Raw genomic sequence first — 16,041 nt, forward strand, 5'->3', positions numbered from 1 at the left:
GCAGAGGCGTTTCGTCGTTCAGGCGTGTCATTCATCCCACTGCCAATCCTCGTCATCCAACGGCGCGGGCGAGGTATGTTCCTCGCTACCCGAGGAGGTCTGACGGGTGGCCTCGCCGGCTTCGCGCTGGCGCATCGGCATGCTGTCGATCACCTGATAGATCTGGTCCGGTGCGACGAACCCCTCCAGCTGCATCTTCTTGCCACCGTCCTTGCCGATCAGGATGACGGTGAAGGGCGCGCCCTCGCGCAGCTGCATGGCATCACGCAGGGCACGAACCTCCTCGAAGCTCATCGGTACGCCATCATGGATGCCGCGCGTGCCCATCAGCGTATAGAGCGTGACATCGCGCTGCTGCATCTCGCCACGCGTAGCGCGCAGCTCATCGCGCTGGCGTTCCAGCTCACGGTCCTGTTCATCTGGCGCGACCAGTACCAGCGAGCGACGGTTCCAGGTCTCGCTCAGCAGCGGATTGGCGGCGGGGTCGACGTTGGCGGCGGTCATGGTGGTATCTACCGTGTCTGGAGGAGAGGGCGGTGGCGGTGCACCTGCGGAAGTCTCGGCGGGCGCATTCAGCTCCGGATTCTCATCCAGCAGGCTGAGGGCCTGGGCGGGGAGACTGGTGAACAGTCCGGCCAGCAGGCACAGACTCACTCCTCGGGCGAATGCTGCCCGGACAGCGATGTGGCGCGGCAACGAGCGGCGCGAGGGCGAAGACGGCGTATATCGGGACATGACAGTCCTCCGGCGGCGTGGGGCAAGAATGCAGGACAGTCCGGCATGGGACCGCAACGCAGGGGCCTGATGTCAGGTTATGTCAGTCTGCACCAGTTTGCCGACCTTGTGCAGGCGGTTTGTGTGGTACTGCACGGGGCGATATATCAGCGGTAGCTGCACGGACATGACGCCTGCTGTCTGACAGGATGGCTGCCAGATGAGGGAAAGTGTCTGCATGATCTTTCTCGGGCAACTCGATGCTTGTATGGGTGTCCAGCTCGCAGGAGGCCTGCCATGCGGGGCTTGGTGGTCTTTGCGTTGCTCGTTTGCGACAGTTGTATCCAGAGTTATCTGAATGTTTTTCAAACAGTTACACGAAAGATTGAACATCCGGCCGTGGTGTCCGTCTGAGTTGGTGTAATCACTTTTTGATGATCAATGAATGACTGGAGGTTGCAATGAAACGGATGACTGCATACATGACGGCTGCCCTGATCTCTGCGGGCATGATGTCTGCGCCGGCGTTCGCTGCTGACGCACCGGCCCAGGGTCAGGCTCCTGCTCAGGCGACACAGGCTCAGGCCGGTGACTTCAGCGATGCGCAGTTGGAACAGTTCGCTGCCGCCTCTCAGGAGATCGCACGCATTTCCCAGGATTTCGCTGGCAAGCTGCAGGAAGCTGACGACGAGACCGAAAAGCAGAGCGTCCGTCAGGAAGCCAATGACGAGATGGTCAGCGCGGTCGAGGACTCCGGTCTGGAAGTCGCGACCTTCAACTCCATCGGTCAAGCGGTGCAGAACAACCCGGACCTGATGAAGAAGGTGCAGAAGCTGGCTCAGGAAAACTCCTGATCTTGCCTGGATGACGTTCGGGTCATCCAATGAAAACGCCGCCCCCGGTTGCCGGGGGCGGCGTTTTTTTGTGCTCATGATCCGTCAGCGCCGCATGTCAGGCACCGGTGACCGGACGGGCGAGCGCGTCCTGCGCCTTCCTTTCCTGCATCAGACCACGGAACAGCGAATAGCACATCACCAGCAGCACCAGCGTGAACGGCAAGCCTGTCGCGATGGCACCGGCTTGCAATGAGCCGAGTGCGGCACTTCCCCCGCCGTACAGCAGGGCACCGGCAATCAGTCCCTCCATCGCCGCCCAGAAGACTCGCTGGCTGACCGGCGCATCCACCTTGCCGCCGGCAGTGATCGAGTCGATCACCAGTGAGCCGGAATCCGAGGACGTGACGAAGAACACCAGCACCAGCAGGATGGCGATGAAGGACGCCACGCCGGATAGCGGCAGGTTGTCGAGCATCTGGAACATGGCCAGTGACACGGAATCGATGCCGTTGGCCAGCGCGCCGACCCCATTGATGGCCTGTTCCAGCGCCGTGCCCCCGAAGACGGACATCCACACGATGGTGACGAGTGTCGGTACCAGCAGCACGGCGGTGACGAATTCGCGCACCGTGCGGCCGCGCGAGACACGCGCGATGAACATGCCGACGAACGGCGACCAGGAAATCCACCACGCCCAGTAGAAGACGGTCCAGCCGTGGAACCAGCTCTCGTCCGGGCGATCGATCCAGTTGGACAGCGGCAGCAGGTATTGCACATAGCTGAGTGTCGTGGTGCCAAGTCCCGTGAGGATGGCCAGCGTCGGCCCGAAGATGAGGATGAAGATGATCAGTACGGCGGCGATGATCATGTTGATGTTGGAGAGCAGCTTCACCCCGCCATCCAGGCCGCGACTGACCGAGTAGATGGCGACCAGGGTCACCAGGATGATGATCGCGATCTGGGTCGGCAGGCCATCGCCGATGCCGAACAGGTAATCCAGCCCCGAGGCCGCCTGGGCGGAGCCCAGCCCCAGCGACGTCGCCAGCCCGAAGATGGTCGCCAGCACGGCCAGAATGTCGACGACATGCCCCATCCAGCCCCAGGTGCGCTCACCGAGTATCGGGTAGAACGCCGAGCGGATGGTCAGCGGCAGGCCCTTGTTGTAGGTGAAGAAGGCCAGCGACAGACCCACCACGGCGTAGATGGCCCAGGGATGCAGGCCCCAGTGATACATGGTGGCGCCCAGCGCGGCGCGTGCGCCCTCCGGCGTGCCGGCAGGCGCATTCAGCGGCGTGCCGTACCAGTCGGTGTAATAGGCCACCGGCTCGGCGACGCTCCAGAACATCAGACCGATGCCCATGCCGGCGGCGAACAGCATCGCGAACCACGAATGCGTCGAGAACTCGGGAGTCGCCTTCTGGCCGCCCAGGCGCAGCTTGCCCACCGGATGCACGATCAGCAGCAGGCAGAACAGCACGAAGAGGTTGCCGGCCAGCATGAACAGCCAGTCGCCATGTGCGATGGACCAGGCCTTGGCGCCGCCCAGGGCACTTTCCGCGCCCGCAGGGAAGACGATGGCAAACAGGATGAAGCTGACGATCAGCACGGCGCTGATCGCGAAGACGGGGTTATGCACATCGAGACCCATGACCTGGACATTGTCCTGGCCGATCTCGTAGTCCGTGTCATACGGATTCGATGACATGTGGTGACCTCATGTTGTTATTGGTGTCGCCATCCGAGCAGGGCGGGTGGGGCGAGTCGAGGCGTTGTCGCGGGTGTCTCCCGTGGCTGCGATGAGGGAAGGGGGTGGAGTGGCAAGCCGGAGCGCGGTGTCGAGTCTGACTGCGGGACAGGTCGCCGTCGGGCCTCGGTGATTGTGTGAGGGCTGGGCGAGGGTGAGTTAGCTGGATACGACGCCGACATGTGCGTGACTGACATGCGAGGCGATTCGGCGGGGGAGGCGGTTGTCGCGGCTCTGCCCGCTTTGTAGATTGCGATCTACAGTGAAGGAACCTGCCCGGCGTGACGGACCTGCCGGACAGCGCCCACCTTCACGCAGACGCGTCCACGGTCCAGCCAGGCCGTTGTCTCGACCGCACGATCCGCCAGTTCATAACGATAACAATGTGGTGCCGCCATGACGCCTGAGACCCTGACCGAGCCGACCCCCGTCGCTCGTCGCCGTTCGCGCAGCCAGTTGCGCGGCCGCCCGCTGGATGCCGAGGCCTGGGCCGAGGTGCAGCGCCTGCTGGGTGATGCCCCGGCGCAGCGTGACCTTCTGCTCGAATATCTGCATGTGCTCAATGATGAGGTCGGCTACCTGACGCTGCCCCATCTGCGTGCGCTGGCCGAGTGGATGCGCCTGCCGATGGCCGAGGTCTACGAGACGGCCACCTTCTATGCCCATTTCACCGTGGTGCGCGATGGCGAGATGCCGCCTGCGGCACTGACCGTGCGCGTCTGTGATTCGCTGTCCTGTCAGCTGGCCGGCTCCGAGGCCCTGCGCGCAGGCCTCGCCTCCGGGCTGGACCCCGAACAGGTGCGCGTGCTGCGGGCACCCTGCATGGGGCGCTGCGACAGTGCGCCGGTGGCGGAGGTCGGGCATTGTCATCTCGGCCATGCCAGCGTGGAAGGTGTCACGGCGGCGATCGCCGAGGGCCATGTGCATGCCGCGCCGGCCGCGAGTCTCGACTATCCGCGGCTGGCGGAATATCGCGCCAGTGGCGGCTATGGGCTGCTCGCCGCGCTGGAGGGCGGTGAGGTCAGCATCGATGACCTGGCGCAGATGATCGAACAGGCCGGTCTGCGTGGCCTGGGTGGAGCGGGCTTCCCGACGTTTCGCAAGTGGGGCTTCGTGCGCGCCGAGACGGGGCCGCGCTATTGCGTGATCAATGCCGATGAAGGCGAGCCCGGCACCTTCAAGGACCGCTGCTATCTGGAGCGTGAGCCGCACACCTTCCTCGAGGGCGCGCTGGCCAGTGCGCATGCCATCGAGGCCGAAGCGCTCTACCTCTATCTGCGCGACGAGTACCCGACCCTGAATGCCGTGCTGCGCGAGTGCATCGCGGAGCTGGAAGCCGCAGGCCTCGTCGCGCCGGGCTATATCCAGCTGCGGCGTGGCGCTGGCGCCTATATCTGTGGCGAGGAATCGGCGCTGATCGAGTCGCTGGAAGGCAAGCCCGGCAAGCCGCGTCAGCGTCCGCCCTTCGTGGCCCAGTGCGGGTTGTTCGGCCGCCCGACCCTGGTCAACAACGTCGAGACGGTCTATTGGATCGCGCGGCTCCATCGTGAAGGCCATGACCACTACGTCGCGGCCGGGCGTCAGGGACGTCAGGGACTGCGCAGCTTCTCGCTCTCCGGGCGCGTCAGACGCCCGGGCATGTATCTGGCACCGGCTGGCATCACGCTAAGCGAGCTGGTCGAGGAATATGGCGGCGGCATGGCCGACGGCCATCGTCTGCGTGCCTATCTGCCCGGCGGGGCCTCCGGCGGCATTCTGCCGGCCAGCAAGGCGGACCTGCCGCTGGACTTTGACACCCTGCAGGCCCACGGCTGCTTCATCGGCTCGGCCGCGGTGGTGGTGCTGTCGGATAAGGACGACCTGGCGGCGGTGGCACGCAATCTGATGAGCTTCTTCATGGACGAGTCCTGCGGCCAGTGCACGCCGTGTCGCGTCGGCACGCGCCAGATGCTGGCGGCGCTGAGCGGCGATGAGTGGGATGAGACGCTGCTGACGCGCTTGTCGCAGGTGATGATGGATGCCTCGATCTGCGGGCTGGGGCAGGCCGCGCCCAATCCGGTGCTCGGCCTGCTCAAGGATTTCCGGGAGACCCTCGCCAGCAGCGGGGTGCGCTTGATCGCCACGAGCCAGGCGAGCCATCCGGCTGACGCCACGGGAGGTGAGGCATGAACGCGCTGACAGGACTCGGCAACTCGCCTTCGGATGATCAGCCGCTGCGCGAGGATGGCTTCACCATCACGCTGGATGGTGCCGAGGTGACGGCCTATCCCGGCGAGACGCTGTGGACGATCGCCAGGCGTGCCGGCGAGACGATTCCCCACCTCTGCTACAGCGAAGCGCCGGATTATCGCGGCGATGGCAACTGTCGCGCCTGCATGGTCGAGATCGACGGCGAGCGCACCCTTGCTGCCAGCTGCATCCGTGAGGCGCGCGCGGGCATGGTGGTGCGCAGTACCAGCTCTGAGCGGGCGGGCGCGGCGCGCGCGATGGTGGTGGAGCTGCTCGCCGCCGACATGCCAGCCGAGGCCCATAACCCCGATGTCAGCAGCCACTTCATGGCGATGGCCGAGCTGCTGGCGGTGGATGTCGGGCACGCTCGCGAGACCCTGGGCGGTGCCCGCGAGACGGTCCGTGAGTGGCTGGGGGATACGGTTGAAGAGTGGCTGCCGACGCCGGCCAGCGCTCTCGATCACTCCCATGCCGCGATGGCGGTCAATCATGACGCCTGCATCAGCTGCGGCCTGTGCGTACGCGCCTGTCGCGAGGTGCAGGTCAATGACGTGATCGGGCTGGCGGGGCGTGGCAGCAATACGCGCATCGTGTTCGATCTCGAGGACCCGATGGGCGACAGCACCTGCGTCGCCTGCGGCGAGTGCGTGCAGGCCTGCCCGACCGGTGCCCTGATGCCCGCCGCCCAGGTGGATGAGCAGGGTCATGGCGACAGCGCCGCCGTCGATGCGCGCGTCGTCTCCGTCTGCCCGTACTGCGGCGTGGGCTGTCAGCTGGAGTATCAGGTCAGTCGTGGCAGCGGCGAGGCGTTGGTCGGCGAAGGCCTGCAGGCCGCGACGCTGGCGGATGTCCGAGAGCTCAGTGCGCCCTCAGACGCGATCACTCGCGAAGCGACCAGCCACCGTCAGCCGGTCGCGGATGCGCGGCTCGACAACATCATCGCGGTCAGTGGTCGTGATGGTCCCTCCAATCACGGGCGCCTGTGCGTGAAGGGACGCTTCGGCTTCGATTATCCGCGTCATCCGGAGCGCCTGATTCGCCCTCTGATCCGCCGTGACGGCGTGGCCAAGGGGCTGGATGCGAACTTTGACCCCGCCCACCCGCTGACCCACTTCCGTGAGGCCAGCTGGGACGAGGCCCTCGAGGTCGCGGCCGAGGGGCTCATGCGTCTCAAGCGAACGCATGGCCCCGATAGCCTGGCGGGCTTCGGCAGCGCCAAGTGCACCAACGAGGAGGCGTGGCTGTTCCAGAAGCTGGTGCGCACCGGCTTCGGCTCCAATCATGTCGATCACTGCACACGGCTGTGTCATGCAAGTTCGGTGGCGGCGCTGATGGAAGGCGTCGGCTCGGGAGGCGTGAGCGCCTCCTTCATGCAGGCCGAGCAGTCGGATCTCATCGTGCTGACCGGCTGCAACCCGGGCGTCAATCATCCGGTGGCCGCCACCTTCTTCAAGCGCGCCGCCAGGCGAGGCACGCGCATCGTGGTGATCGACCCGCGCGCGCTGGCGCTGCGGCGTCATGCGCATCGCTCGATCCAGTTCACGCCGGGGGCGGACGTGGCGCTGTTCAATGCCATGCTCAATGTCATCATCACCGAAGGGCTGGCCAATCAGGCCTATATCGAGGCGCATACCGAGGACTTCGCCGCCCTGGCCGAGCACGTCACGGCATTGACGCCGGAGGCGATGTCGCCGCTGTGCGGCGTGGCGGCCGAGGAGATTCGTGCCGTGGCCCGTGAGTACGCGACGGCCGAGCGCGCGATGATCTTCTGGGGCATGGGCATCTCGCAGCACACCCACGGCACCGACAATGCCCGCTGTCTGATCGCGCTGGCGCTGGTGTGTGGCCATGTCGGGCGGGAAGGCACCGGCCTGCACCCGCTGCGCGGGCAGAACAATGTCCAGGGCGCCTCGGATGCCGGGATGATTCCGATGGTCTTCCCGGATTATCAGCCGGTGGGTGACACGGCGGCGCGCGCGCGACTGGAAGCGCTATGGGATACGCCGCTCTCGGCCACACCGGGCCTGACGGTGGTGGAGATCATGCACGCCATCCATGCCGATCAGATTCGCGGCATGTACATCCTCGGCGAGAATCCGGCGATGTCGGACCCGGATCTCGATCACGCGCGCAGCGCGCTGGCGCATCTCGAGCATCTGGTGGTGCAGGACATCTTCGTCACCGAGACGGCGCAGTTCGCCGATGTGGTGCTGCCCTCGTACGCCTGGCCGGAGAAGGACGGCAGCGTCACCAACACCAATCGCCAGGTGCAGCGCGGGCGGGCGGCACTGCGTGCCCCGGGCGAGGCCAAGCCGGACTGGTGGATCACCCAGCAGCTGGCGCGGCGCATGGGGCTTGCCTGGGATTACGCCGGGCCGCAGGAGATCTACGCCGAGATGCAGCAGGGCATGGATTCCCTCGACAACATCGACTGGGCGCGGCTGTCCGTGGAGAACTCGGTGACCTACCCGTGTCTGACGCCGGGGGGCGAGGGTGAGGATGTGGTGTTCGGCGATGGCTTCCCGCGCGCCAGCGGTCGGGCCCGCTTCGTGCCGACCTGGCCCACGCCGCCGGATGAGACGCTGGATGACGACTATCCGACGGTACTGACCACCGGCCGTCAGCTGGAGCACTGGCATACCGGCTCGATGACGCGCCGCGCGTACGTGCTCGACAGTCTGGAACCTGCCGCCGTGGCCACGCTCAACCCCGTCGAGCTGGAGCGACTGGGGATCGCGGCGGGGGAGGCGCTCTCGATCACCACGCGGCGCGGTCAGATCACGCTGGCCACCCGCGCGGACCCGCTGACGCCGGCCGGCATGGTCTTCGTGCCATTCTGCTACGCCGAGGCCGCTGCCAACCTGCTGACCAATCCGGCGCTGGACCCGGTGGGCAAGATCCCCGAGTTCAAGTACGCCGCCTGCCGCCTGGCCAGAGCCGAATCTGCTTCGGCCAGTCTGGACATGTGAACGCGAGGGTAGGTGAGAGGAGGGAAAGGAAAGGGCAGGGCATGTCTGGCGCAAATGCCTATGGCAGTGGCGCAGGCGGATACGCAGGGCGTGCCTCGGTCTGACCAGAATGTCGGAGACGGCTCGCCGCACGTTTCGGCTATCCTCAGAAGGGCCATGCTCAGAACAGAGTGGGTCAATACCAATGACAATGCCCGCCGTCAGCGAGCAAGGAGAATGACGATGATGATCGTGGAGCTGATTGATCACGAAGACTTTCGTGAGCGGCTGGTGGCACTGGGCGTGCAGATTTCCGAACATGCCTGCGCGGACACCTGTGCGCGCATGGCGTTGAGAAAGCATGTGGAAGTCGGGGTGCCCGGCTTGCAGGAGCTGGTGCGCGAGCTGGTGATGCACTCCGATATCCTGCTGCCTTCGGTGCGTCAGGCACTCGACAAGTACCTGCTGCCGGGGTTGCGCTGAAGCTTCCCCGCCACCGTCAATCCTCTGGGGCAGCGATTGCGGGATAGGTGAGTCACCAGAGTCACCAGAGTCACGAGAGCATCTTGAGCGGGCCTGTCATCAGACAGGCCCGCTCTGCGTTTCGGCCCGCTCAAGGCTGATCAGGCAGGTCGCTCAAGGCTGAAGAGACTGTCGGTGCGCGCATAATCGCTGCCGGCCATGCGCCCGATGGCGCGCAGTACCTCATTGTCGACATGGCGGCCATCCCAGACCTCGGGGTCTGCATGGACCACCACGACCTCGGCGAGCACCAGTGAGCCGGACAGGGGCTGGTCTCCCAGGTGGATGATGTCGCGGAGTCGGCAACCGAAGGCGATCGGCGCGCCGTCCACGCGGGGGACCTGCAGCGGCGGCATGGCTAGCTTGTTCAAACCGGCGTGGGCGAATTCATCCTCGCTGGCCGCGAGGCTGGCACTGGTGAGATTGAGTGCCTCGCTCATGGCCTCGCCCCCGATATGGATGACACATTCCGCCACCTGTCCGAGGTTGTCGAGAGTGTCCTTGGTACGCCCTTCGCCGTTGCGCAGCGGGCTGAAGGCCAGCACCGGTGGATTGACGCTTGCCACGGTGAAGAACGAGAACGGCGCCAGATTGGCATTGCCGGCGGCATCGATCGTCGAGACCCAGGCAATGGGCCGCGGCGCGATGCTGCCCGAGAACAGCCGATAGAGAATGCTGGCGGGCAGCTGGTCGGCGTCGAGCAGGCCATGGCTGGCGGAGGGGGACTGGTCAGTCGTCATCGGGCGCTGCTCCATCGGGTAGACAGGTGCCCCTGGCAGGGGAGGGCGATGCGCAAGCGAGGGGCGGTGACGAGAAGCGGCATCGGAAGGCAGGGCTCGTGATCGCTCAGCGGCGCTGCATCAGGGTCTCGAATCTCGTCTCGACGTGCCGCCTGCTCCCTTGCGGCAAGGGGGTGAACAGCAGGATAGCGCGTGTCCCTGCAGGAACAAACCTTCAAGTCTCGTTGCGCCGCGACATGCGTATCAATGATTCGGGAGGATAGTCTGTACGGGAAAAGGAAAGTGAAAAATCAGAAAGATCATTGGTGACATTTCTGGTGTGGTCAATTGTCGCATCCCTTGACCTGATGCTGAAACATGGTTCCTGAGATGCCATCACGGTCTTCAGGCCTGGTGGCTCCGCAGGACTTTTCAGAGACTTGGCTGGCACTTGTGTGGTGTTTTTGTATCCATATGGTGTCTATTTGGTATTTATTTGTAAAATTTTTATGAAATGGCGCGAGGCGTCATCTGATGAAAAAAGACTGAATATGAACAAATGATGAGGACGAAGTCGCTGGATTGTGACAACGATTTCATTCATTCGTGCGGGAATGAAAAATGTCATGGTGAATCAATATAAGAAGAATTACGTCACGATTTCCAGAGCAGGATGGGAAATTATAATGGAACGAAGTGCGGCATTTTTTGCAATTGAGAGTGTGAAAAAGACGTCGGTGATCTCGGTCCGTCGGTAGACAGGCAGTCAGGCGTCTCGATGTGACGAGGTGTTTCTGCCAGGCGGCACTCCTTGCGCGGGTGTCATTGCGCGCACTTCTTTGGATGAATATTGCTGTATTTATTGTTTTGTTGAAATTTTATGCTCTTGTCGTGCTTGGGGTTGGCGTTTCCCGTGGGGGCTCGGCGGTCGCTCGTGGACCTGGGAAGGCACGTGAGTCGGGAAATGGTCATCGCGCAATGCGGGGGTGGCCAGAGCCTTGTCGGCGGGAGGAGTCAGGGCACCTCGAAGGGAGGAAATACCGGATTGGCGTCTGGTCGCCCAAGTGACGCCGTGTTGCCTGTCAACATGATTGACGCCTTCGTCAGGTTCCTCGTTCAGTGGTCAGGGCATAACCCGAACGCGTGAGGGAGGGCATCGTCCTCTCCCGATGGTGATTGGCTGCGCGCGCGAGGGGAAATTGATCGGCAGGTGCGACTACCTGCGTCAGTGTGCCCCGTAGTCAGCCCCCCTGATTTTTCTCTATCCTGTGCCCCGCCTGCGGGAAATCCTCTGATTTCGTTCGAACGATCGACGGCTTCCTGTTGGTCATTTCTTCGAACGCTGTGTTCCACATGTGGGCTCGTCATGACGTCATGGCGTGTTCCAACGAGGTCGTGAGATGAGAAAAAGCCTAATGCGGGGGGCTCTGCGGGGACTCCCCATCCTCGCGGGATTGTTGATGCTGTCCGGCTGTGATGCCGTGCTCTTCGATCCCAAGGGACCCATCGGTGAATCCGAGAAGTCGCTGATTCTGACTGCTACCTACCTGATGCTCGTGGTCGTTGTCCCGGTCATCTTCATGACGCTGTGGTTTGCTTGGCGCTATCGCGATACCAAGCAGAGCAAGGCGACCTATACGCCCAACTGGGCGCATTCCACCAAGATCGAGATCGTGGTCTGGGGCATTCCGTGCCTGATCATCCTCGCGCTGGGCATCCTGACCTGGAAGAGCACGCATGAGCTGGACCCGCGTGCCGAGATCCAGGATGGCGGCGAGCCGATCGAGGTTCAGGTCGTGTCGATGGACTGGAAGTGGCTGTTCATCTATCCGGAGCAGGGCATCGCGACAGTCAATGAGCTGGCCATGCCGGTGGATCGCCAGGTGCGCTTCCACATCACCTCCGAGACCGTGATGAACTCGTTCTTCGTCCCGCAGCTCGGCAGCCAGATCTACGCGATGGCAGGCATGGAAAACCGCCTGCACCTGATCGGCAACGAAGTGGGTACCTATGACGGTATCTCTGCCAGCTACAGCGGCGCCGGCTTCGCTGACATGCACTTCAAGGCGCATGTGATGAGCGAAGGCGACTTCGACGCCTGGATCGAGAAAGCGCGTGGCAGCAGCAAGGTGCTGGATGACGCCGGCTACGAGGCACTCAAGGAGCCGAGCGAAGACGTGGCACCCACCTTCTATGGTCAGGTCAAGCCGAATCTGTACGAACAGATCATGGCGCCCTACATGGATGGCATGGAGCTGGGCATGGGTGACATGAAGATGGGGGGCAAGCATCACGGCGAGTCCGCCCACGACATGTCAGGCCATGACGCTGCCGGTCACGCTGAATCTGCGATGGCAACCGAGGAATAAGCAATGCTTGGAAAACTCACAATAGAGGCTGTTCCGTATCACGAGCCGATCGTCATGATCGTGCTTGCGGCGGTAATCCTCGGTGGTGCAGCCCTGTTCGGCTTCATCACGGTAAAGAAAAAGTGGGCCTACCTGTGGAATGAGTGGTTCACCTCTGTCGATCACAAGAAGATCGGCATGATGTACATCATCGTCGCGCTGGTGATGCTGATCCGTGGTTTCTCCGATGCGATCATGATGCGTTCCCAGCAGATGCTGGCGTCCACCGGCGGTCACGGCTATCTGCCCCCGGATCACTACGACCAGATCTTCACTGCCCACGGCGTGATCATGATCTTCTTCGTGGCGATGCCGCTGGTCATCGGTCTGATCAACGTCGTCGTGCCGCTGCAGATCGGCGCACGTGACGTGGCCTTCCCGTTCCTGAACTCGCTGAGCTTCTGGCTGTTCGTGGTCGGCGCGCTGCTGGTCAACATCTCGCTGGGTCTGGGCGAGTTCGCCAAGACCGGCTGGCTGGCCTATCCGCCGTTGTCGGGGGCCAATTACAGTCCCGGGGTCGGGGTGGATTACTGGATCTGGTCATTGCAGATTTCCGGTGTCGGTACCCTGCTGACAGGTGTCAACTTCGTCGCCACCATCCTCAAGATGCGTGCGCCGGGCATGACCCTGATGAAAATGCCGGTCTTCACCTGGACCGCACTGTGCGCCAACGTCCTGATCATCGCGGCCTTCCCGATCCTGACCGCGACCATCGCGATGCTGACGCTCGACCGTTATCTTGATTTCCACTTCTTCACCAATGACCTTGGTGGAAACATGATGATGTACGTCAACCTCATCTGGGCCTGGGGCCATCCTGAGGTGTACATCCTGGTGTTGCCGGTCTTCGGTGTGTTCTCCGAAGTCATCTCCACCTTCTCCAAGAAGAAGCTGTTCGGTTACACCTCTCTGGTGTGGGCGACCATCGTCATCACGATCCTGTCGTTCGTCGTCTGGCTGCACCACTTCTTCACCATGGGTGCCGGCGCTGACGTGAATGCCTTCTTCGGTATCGCGACGATGATCATCTCGATCCCGACGGGCGTGAAGATCTTCAACTGGCTGTTCACCATGTACCGCGGTCGTGTCGAGATGACCTCTCCGGTGCTGTGGACCCTCGGCTTCATGGTCACCTTCACCATCGGTGGCATGACCGGTGTCCTGCTGGCCGTGCCGGGCGCCAACTACGTCCTGCACAACTCGCTGTTCCTGATCGCCCACTTCCACAACGTCATCATCGGCGGCGTGGTCTTCGGTGCGATGGCCGGTATCACTTACTGGTTCCCGAAAGCGACCGGCTTCATGCTGTGCGAGAAGTGGGGCAAGCGTTCCTTCTGGTTCTGGATCACTGGCTTCTACCTCGCCTTCATGCCGCTGTACATCCTCGGCTTCATGGGCATGACCCGTCGTCTGCAGCACGTCGACAACCCGCTGTGGGTGCCGTACCTGGTCGTCGCCTTCATCGGTGCCTGCCTGATCATGATCGGTATCGCGTGCACCGTGATCCAGATCGCGGTCAGCATCAAGGACCGCAAGAAGCTGCAGGACACCACTGGCGATATCTGGGGCGCGCGTACGCTGGAGTGGAGCACCACTTCACCGGCACCGTTCTACAACTTCGCTCACGAGCCGCAGGTCTCTGAACTCGACGAGTTCTGGGAAATGAAGGAACGCGGTATCGAGCAGGAGGCCAAGAAGCCTTATGCGCCGATCCACATGCCGCGCAACGCAGCGGCTGGTGTCATCATCTCCGCCTTCAGCCTGGTGTTCGGTTTCGCGCTGATCTGGCACATCTGGTGGATGGCCGTGGTCGGGCTGGTCGGCATGGCCGTCAGCTTCATCGTGCGCACCTTCAACTATGACATCGACTACTACGTGTCCGTCGAGGAAGTGGAGCGTGTCGAGCGCGAAGGTCGCGAGCGTCGTGCCCTGCCCAGCGCCCGCACACCTAACGACACAGTGGTTCAGGGGTAATCATGGCGAACAATGCAATGACATCTCATGATGGGGCGCACGACGCCCATGACGATCACGAGCATCACGATACCAATGGCCTGAAGGTCTTCGGTTTCTGGCTCTATCTGCTGAGCGACTGCATCCTGTTCGCGATGCTGTTCGCAGGCTATGTGGTACTCAGCCAGGCGTATGCCGGTGGCCCGACGGGCGCCGAGATCTTCGAGCTTGACTTCGTGCTGGTCGAGACCGCGCTGCTGCTGGCCTCGAGCTTCACCTACGGCCTGGCGATGCTGGGCATGAACCGCGGAGACAGCTCCGCGGTGATCAAGTGGCTGATGATCACCTTCGCCTGTGGTGCGGGCTTCATCGCGATGGAAATCTATGAGTTCCATCACCTGATCGTGAATGGCCATGGCCCGGACAAGTCCGCGTTCCTGTCAGCCTTCTTCACGCTGGTCGGTACCCACGGTCTGCACGTGACCGTCGGTCTGGTCTGGATGGCGCTGCTGATCATCCAGGTCAAGCAGAAAGGCCTGACGGAAATGCATCGTGGTCGTCTGATGATGCTCAGCCTGTTCTGGCACTTCCTGGACGTCATCTGGATCTGCGTCTTCACCGTCGTCTATCTCACAGGAGTGATGCTATGAGCCATTCCAACAACGACCACAACGACAATCACGGCAGCGTCAAGCAGTACGTGACCGGTCTGATCCTCTCCATCATCCTGACCATCATCCCGTTCGGGATGGTGATGATGATGGACGATCCGGGTGTCGGCGTGATCTGGGCCATCTACGGCTTCGCCATCGCTCAGGTCTTCGTGCAGCTGTACTTCTTCCTGCACCTGGACGGCTCCAAGGAGCAGAGCTGGAATGTCATGGCCATGCTGTTCACCCTGGTGATCGTGGCAATCGTCGTTGGTGGTTCCATGTGGATCATGATCGAGCTGAATCAGAACATGATGCCCATCTGATAGCGTGAGCCTGATGATCAAGGACTACCTGCGTACCACCAAGCCGGGCATTATCTTCGGCAACCTGATCACCGTCAGCGGCGGCTTCTTTCTCGCTTCCGGTGGTGAGGTGGATTGGGCGCTGTTCATCGCCACCCTGGTCGGGGTGGCGTTGATCGTGGCCTCAGGCTGTGTGTTCAACAACTGCATCGATCGCGACATCGATCGTCACATGGCGCGTACCCAGGGCCGTGCTCTGGTGCAGGGCGACATCTCGCTGACGGGGGCCTTCGTCTTCGGCAGCGTGCTGGGCCTTGCGGGCTTCTGGCTTCTGGCCGCGATGACCAATCTCATGGCGATGATCGCCGTGGGTCTGGGCTTCGTGATCTACGTCGGGGCCTACAGCATGTGGCTCAAGCGTGGCTCGGTGTATGGCACCCTCATCGGTTCACTGTCCGGCGCCGCGCCGCCAGTGGTCGGTTACCTGGCTGTCACCGGCCAGGCGGACATGGGGGCGCTGCTGCTGTTGATCATCTTCAGCATGTGGCAGATGCCGCATTCCTATGCGATTGCCATGTTCCGTGTCGATGACTATCGGGCCGCCAATATTCCGGTACTCCCGGCAGCGCGAGGCATGGAGCATGCCAAGCGTGTAGTGACGGGGTACATTGCCGGCTTCATCCCGGTGTCGCTGTTGCTGACATTGTGGGGATATACCGGCATCTGGTATCTGGTAGTCGCGACCGTCACGGGTGGCTGGTGGCTGTATCTGGCCGCCTGGCGCCTCAAGGACCAGCCTGATGCCTCCTGGGCACGCAAGCTGTTCGGCTTCTCCATCATCATCGTCATGGCGCTCAGCCTGATGATGAGTCTGGACACGCAGCTGTAATCCAGCCGTAGTATCTCTCGGGTGACCGCCTTCGGCGTGTTGCCCGGGTGAAAGCCAAAAAAACCCGCCACCGGCTTGCCGGTGGCGGGTTTTTTCTTGCCTGTCCTTTGGAGTCCAGGTTTCG

12 protein-coding genes are annotated in these 16,041 nt (G+C 62.6%); 9 read left to right on the top strand and 3 right to left on the bottom strand.

Annotation, left to right across the window (positions count from 1 at the left end):
• Positions 1-27: 27 nt before the first annotated feature.
• Positions 28-735, bottom strand: a complete 708-nt coding sequence (locus HXS66_RS05160; protein WP_176503004.1) for a DUF4174 domain-containing protein — start codon at positions 733-735, stop codon at positions 28-30.
• Between the two features lie 440 nt (positions 736-1,175).
• Between HXS66_RS05160 and HXS66_RS05165 the strand changes: the two genes are divergently transcribed.
• Positions 1,176-1,568 (top strand): DUF4168 domain-containing protein, encoded by a 393-nt coding sequence (locus HXS66_RS05165; RefSeq protein WP_077379061.1) that lies wholly within the window; start codon positions 1,176-1,178, stop codon positions 1,566-1,568.
• A gap of 97 nt (positions 1,569-1,665) precedes the next feature.
• Here HXS66_RS05165 and HXS66_RS05170 read toward each other — a convergent pair whose 3' ends face one another.
• The gene (locus HXS66_RS05170) at positions 1,666-3,255 is read right to left on the bottom strand and encodes a BCCT family transporter (RefSeq protein ID WP_077379063.1); all 1,590 of its coding nucleotides are present in this window, start codon (positions 3,253-3,255) and stop codon (positions 1,666-1,668) included.
• Between the two features lie 435 nt (positions 3,256-3,690).
• On the opposite strand from HXS66_RS05170, the gene HXS66_RS05175 reads away from it, so the two are divergent.
• The 3 genes from HXS66_RS05175 (at position 3,691) to HXS66_RS05185 (ending at position 8,954) form a co-directional block, all read left to right on the top strand.
• Complete coding sequence (locus HXS66_RS05175) at positions 3,691-5,463, top strand: NADH-ubiquinone oxidoreductase-F iron-sulfur binding region domain-containing protein (RefSeq protein WP_176503005.1); 1,773 nt, start codon at positions 3,691-3,693, stop codon at positions 5,461-5,463.
• Positions 5,460-8,492, top strand: a complete 3,033-nt coding sequence (locus HXS66_RS05180; protein ID WP_176503006.1) for a molybdopterin-dependent oxidoreductase — start codon at positions 5,460-5,462, stop codon at positions 8,490-8,492. Before HXS66_RS05175 ends, HXS66_RS05180 begins: the two co-directional genes overlap by 4 nt.
• A 222-nt stretch (positions 8,493-8,714) precedes the next feature.
• Positions 8,715-8,954: a hypothetical protein gene (locus tag HXS66_RS05185; protein ID WP_077379069.1), complete on the top strand. Its 240-nt coding sequence runs from the start codon at positions 8,715-8,717 to the stop codon at positions 8,952-8,954.
• 140 nt (positions 8,955-9,094) lie between these two features.
• Here HXS66_RS05185 and HXS66_RS05190 read toward each other — a convergent pair whose 3' ends face one another.
• A complete protein-coding gene (locus tag HXS66_RS05190) occupies positions 9,095-9,733 on the bottom strand; it encodes a flavin reductase family protein (protein ID WP_176503007.1) in 639 nt (212 codons plus the stop codon).
• Between the two features lie 1,379 nt (positions 9,734-11,112).
• Between HXS66_RS05190 and cyoA the strand changes: the two genes are divergently transcribed.
• Genes cyoA through cyoE form a run of 5 tightly spaced genes read left to right on the top strand, consistent with a single transcriptional unit; the run spans position 11,113 to position 15,917 of the window.
• Positions 11,113-12,081 (top strand): ubiquinol oxidase subunit II, encoded by a 969-nt coding sequence (gene cyoA / locus HXS66_RS05195; RefSeq protein WP_077379075.1) that lies wholly within the window; start codon positions 11,113-11,115, stop codon positions 12,079-12,081.
• A 3-nt stretch (positions 12,082-12,084) separates the two neighbouring features.
• Complete coding sequence (gene cyoB, locus HXS66_RS05200; protein ID WP_136939036.1) at positions 12,085-14,094, top strand: cytochrome o ubiquinol oxidase subunit I; 2,010 nt, start codon at positions 12,085-12,087, stop codon at positions 14,092-14,094.
• Positions 14,095-14,096: 2 nt separating this feature from the next.
• Positions 14,097-14,723 (top strand): cytochrome o ubiquinol oxidase subunit III, encoded by a 627-nt coding sequence (gene cyoC, locus HXS66_RS05205; protein ID WP_077379079.1) that lies wholly within the window; start codon positions 14,097-14,099, stop codon positions 14,721-14,723.
• Positions 14,720-15,049, top strand: coding sequence for a cytochrome o ubiquinol oxidase subunit IV (cyoD, locus tag HXS66_RS05210; protein WP_054555337.1), 330 nt, complete (start codon positions 14,720-14,722; stop codon positions 15,047-15,049). The genes cyoC and cyoD overlap by 4 nt, the downstream gene beginning before the upstream one ends.
• 13 nt (positions 15,050-15,062) lie before the next feature.
• Positions 15,063-15,917: a heme o synthase gene (gene cyoE, locus HXS66_RS05215; protein ID WP_176503008.1), complete on the top strand. Its 855-nt coding sequence runs from the start codon at positions 15,063-15,065 to the stop codon at positions 15,915-15,917.
• The last annotated feature ends 124 nt before the right edge of the window (positions 15,918-16,041 follow it).

Source organism: Cobetia sp. 5-11-6-3 (genome assembly GCF_013374055.1).
GTDB lineage: Bacteria > Pseudomonadota > Gammaproteobacteria > Pseudomonadales > Halomonadaceae > Cobetia > Cobetia marina.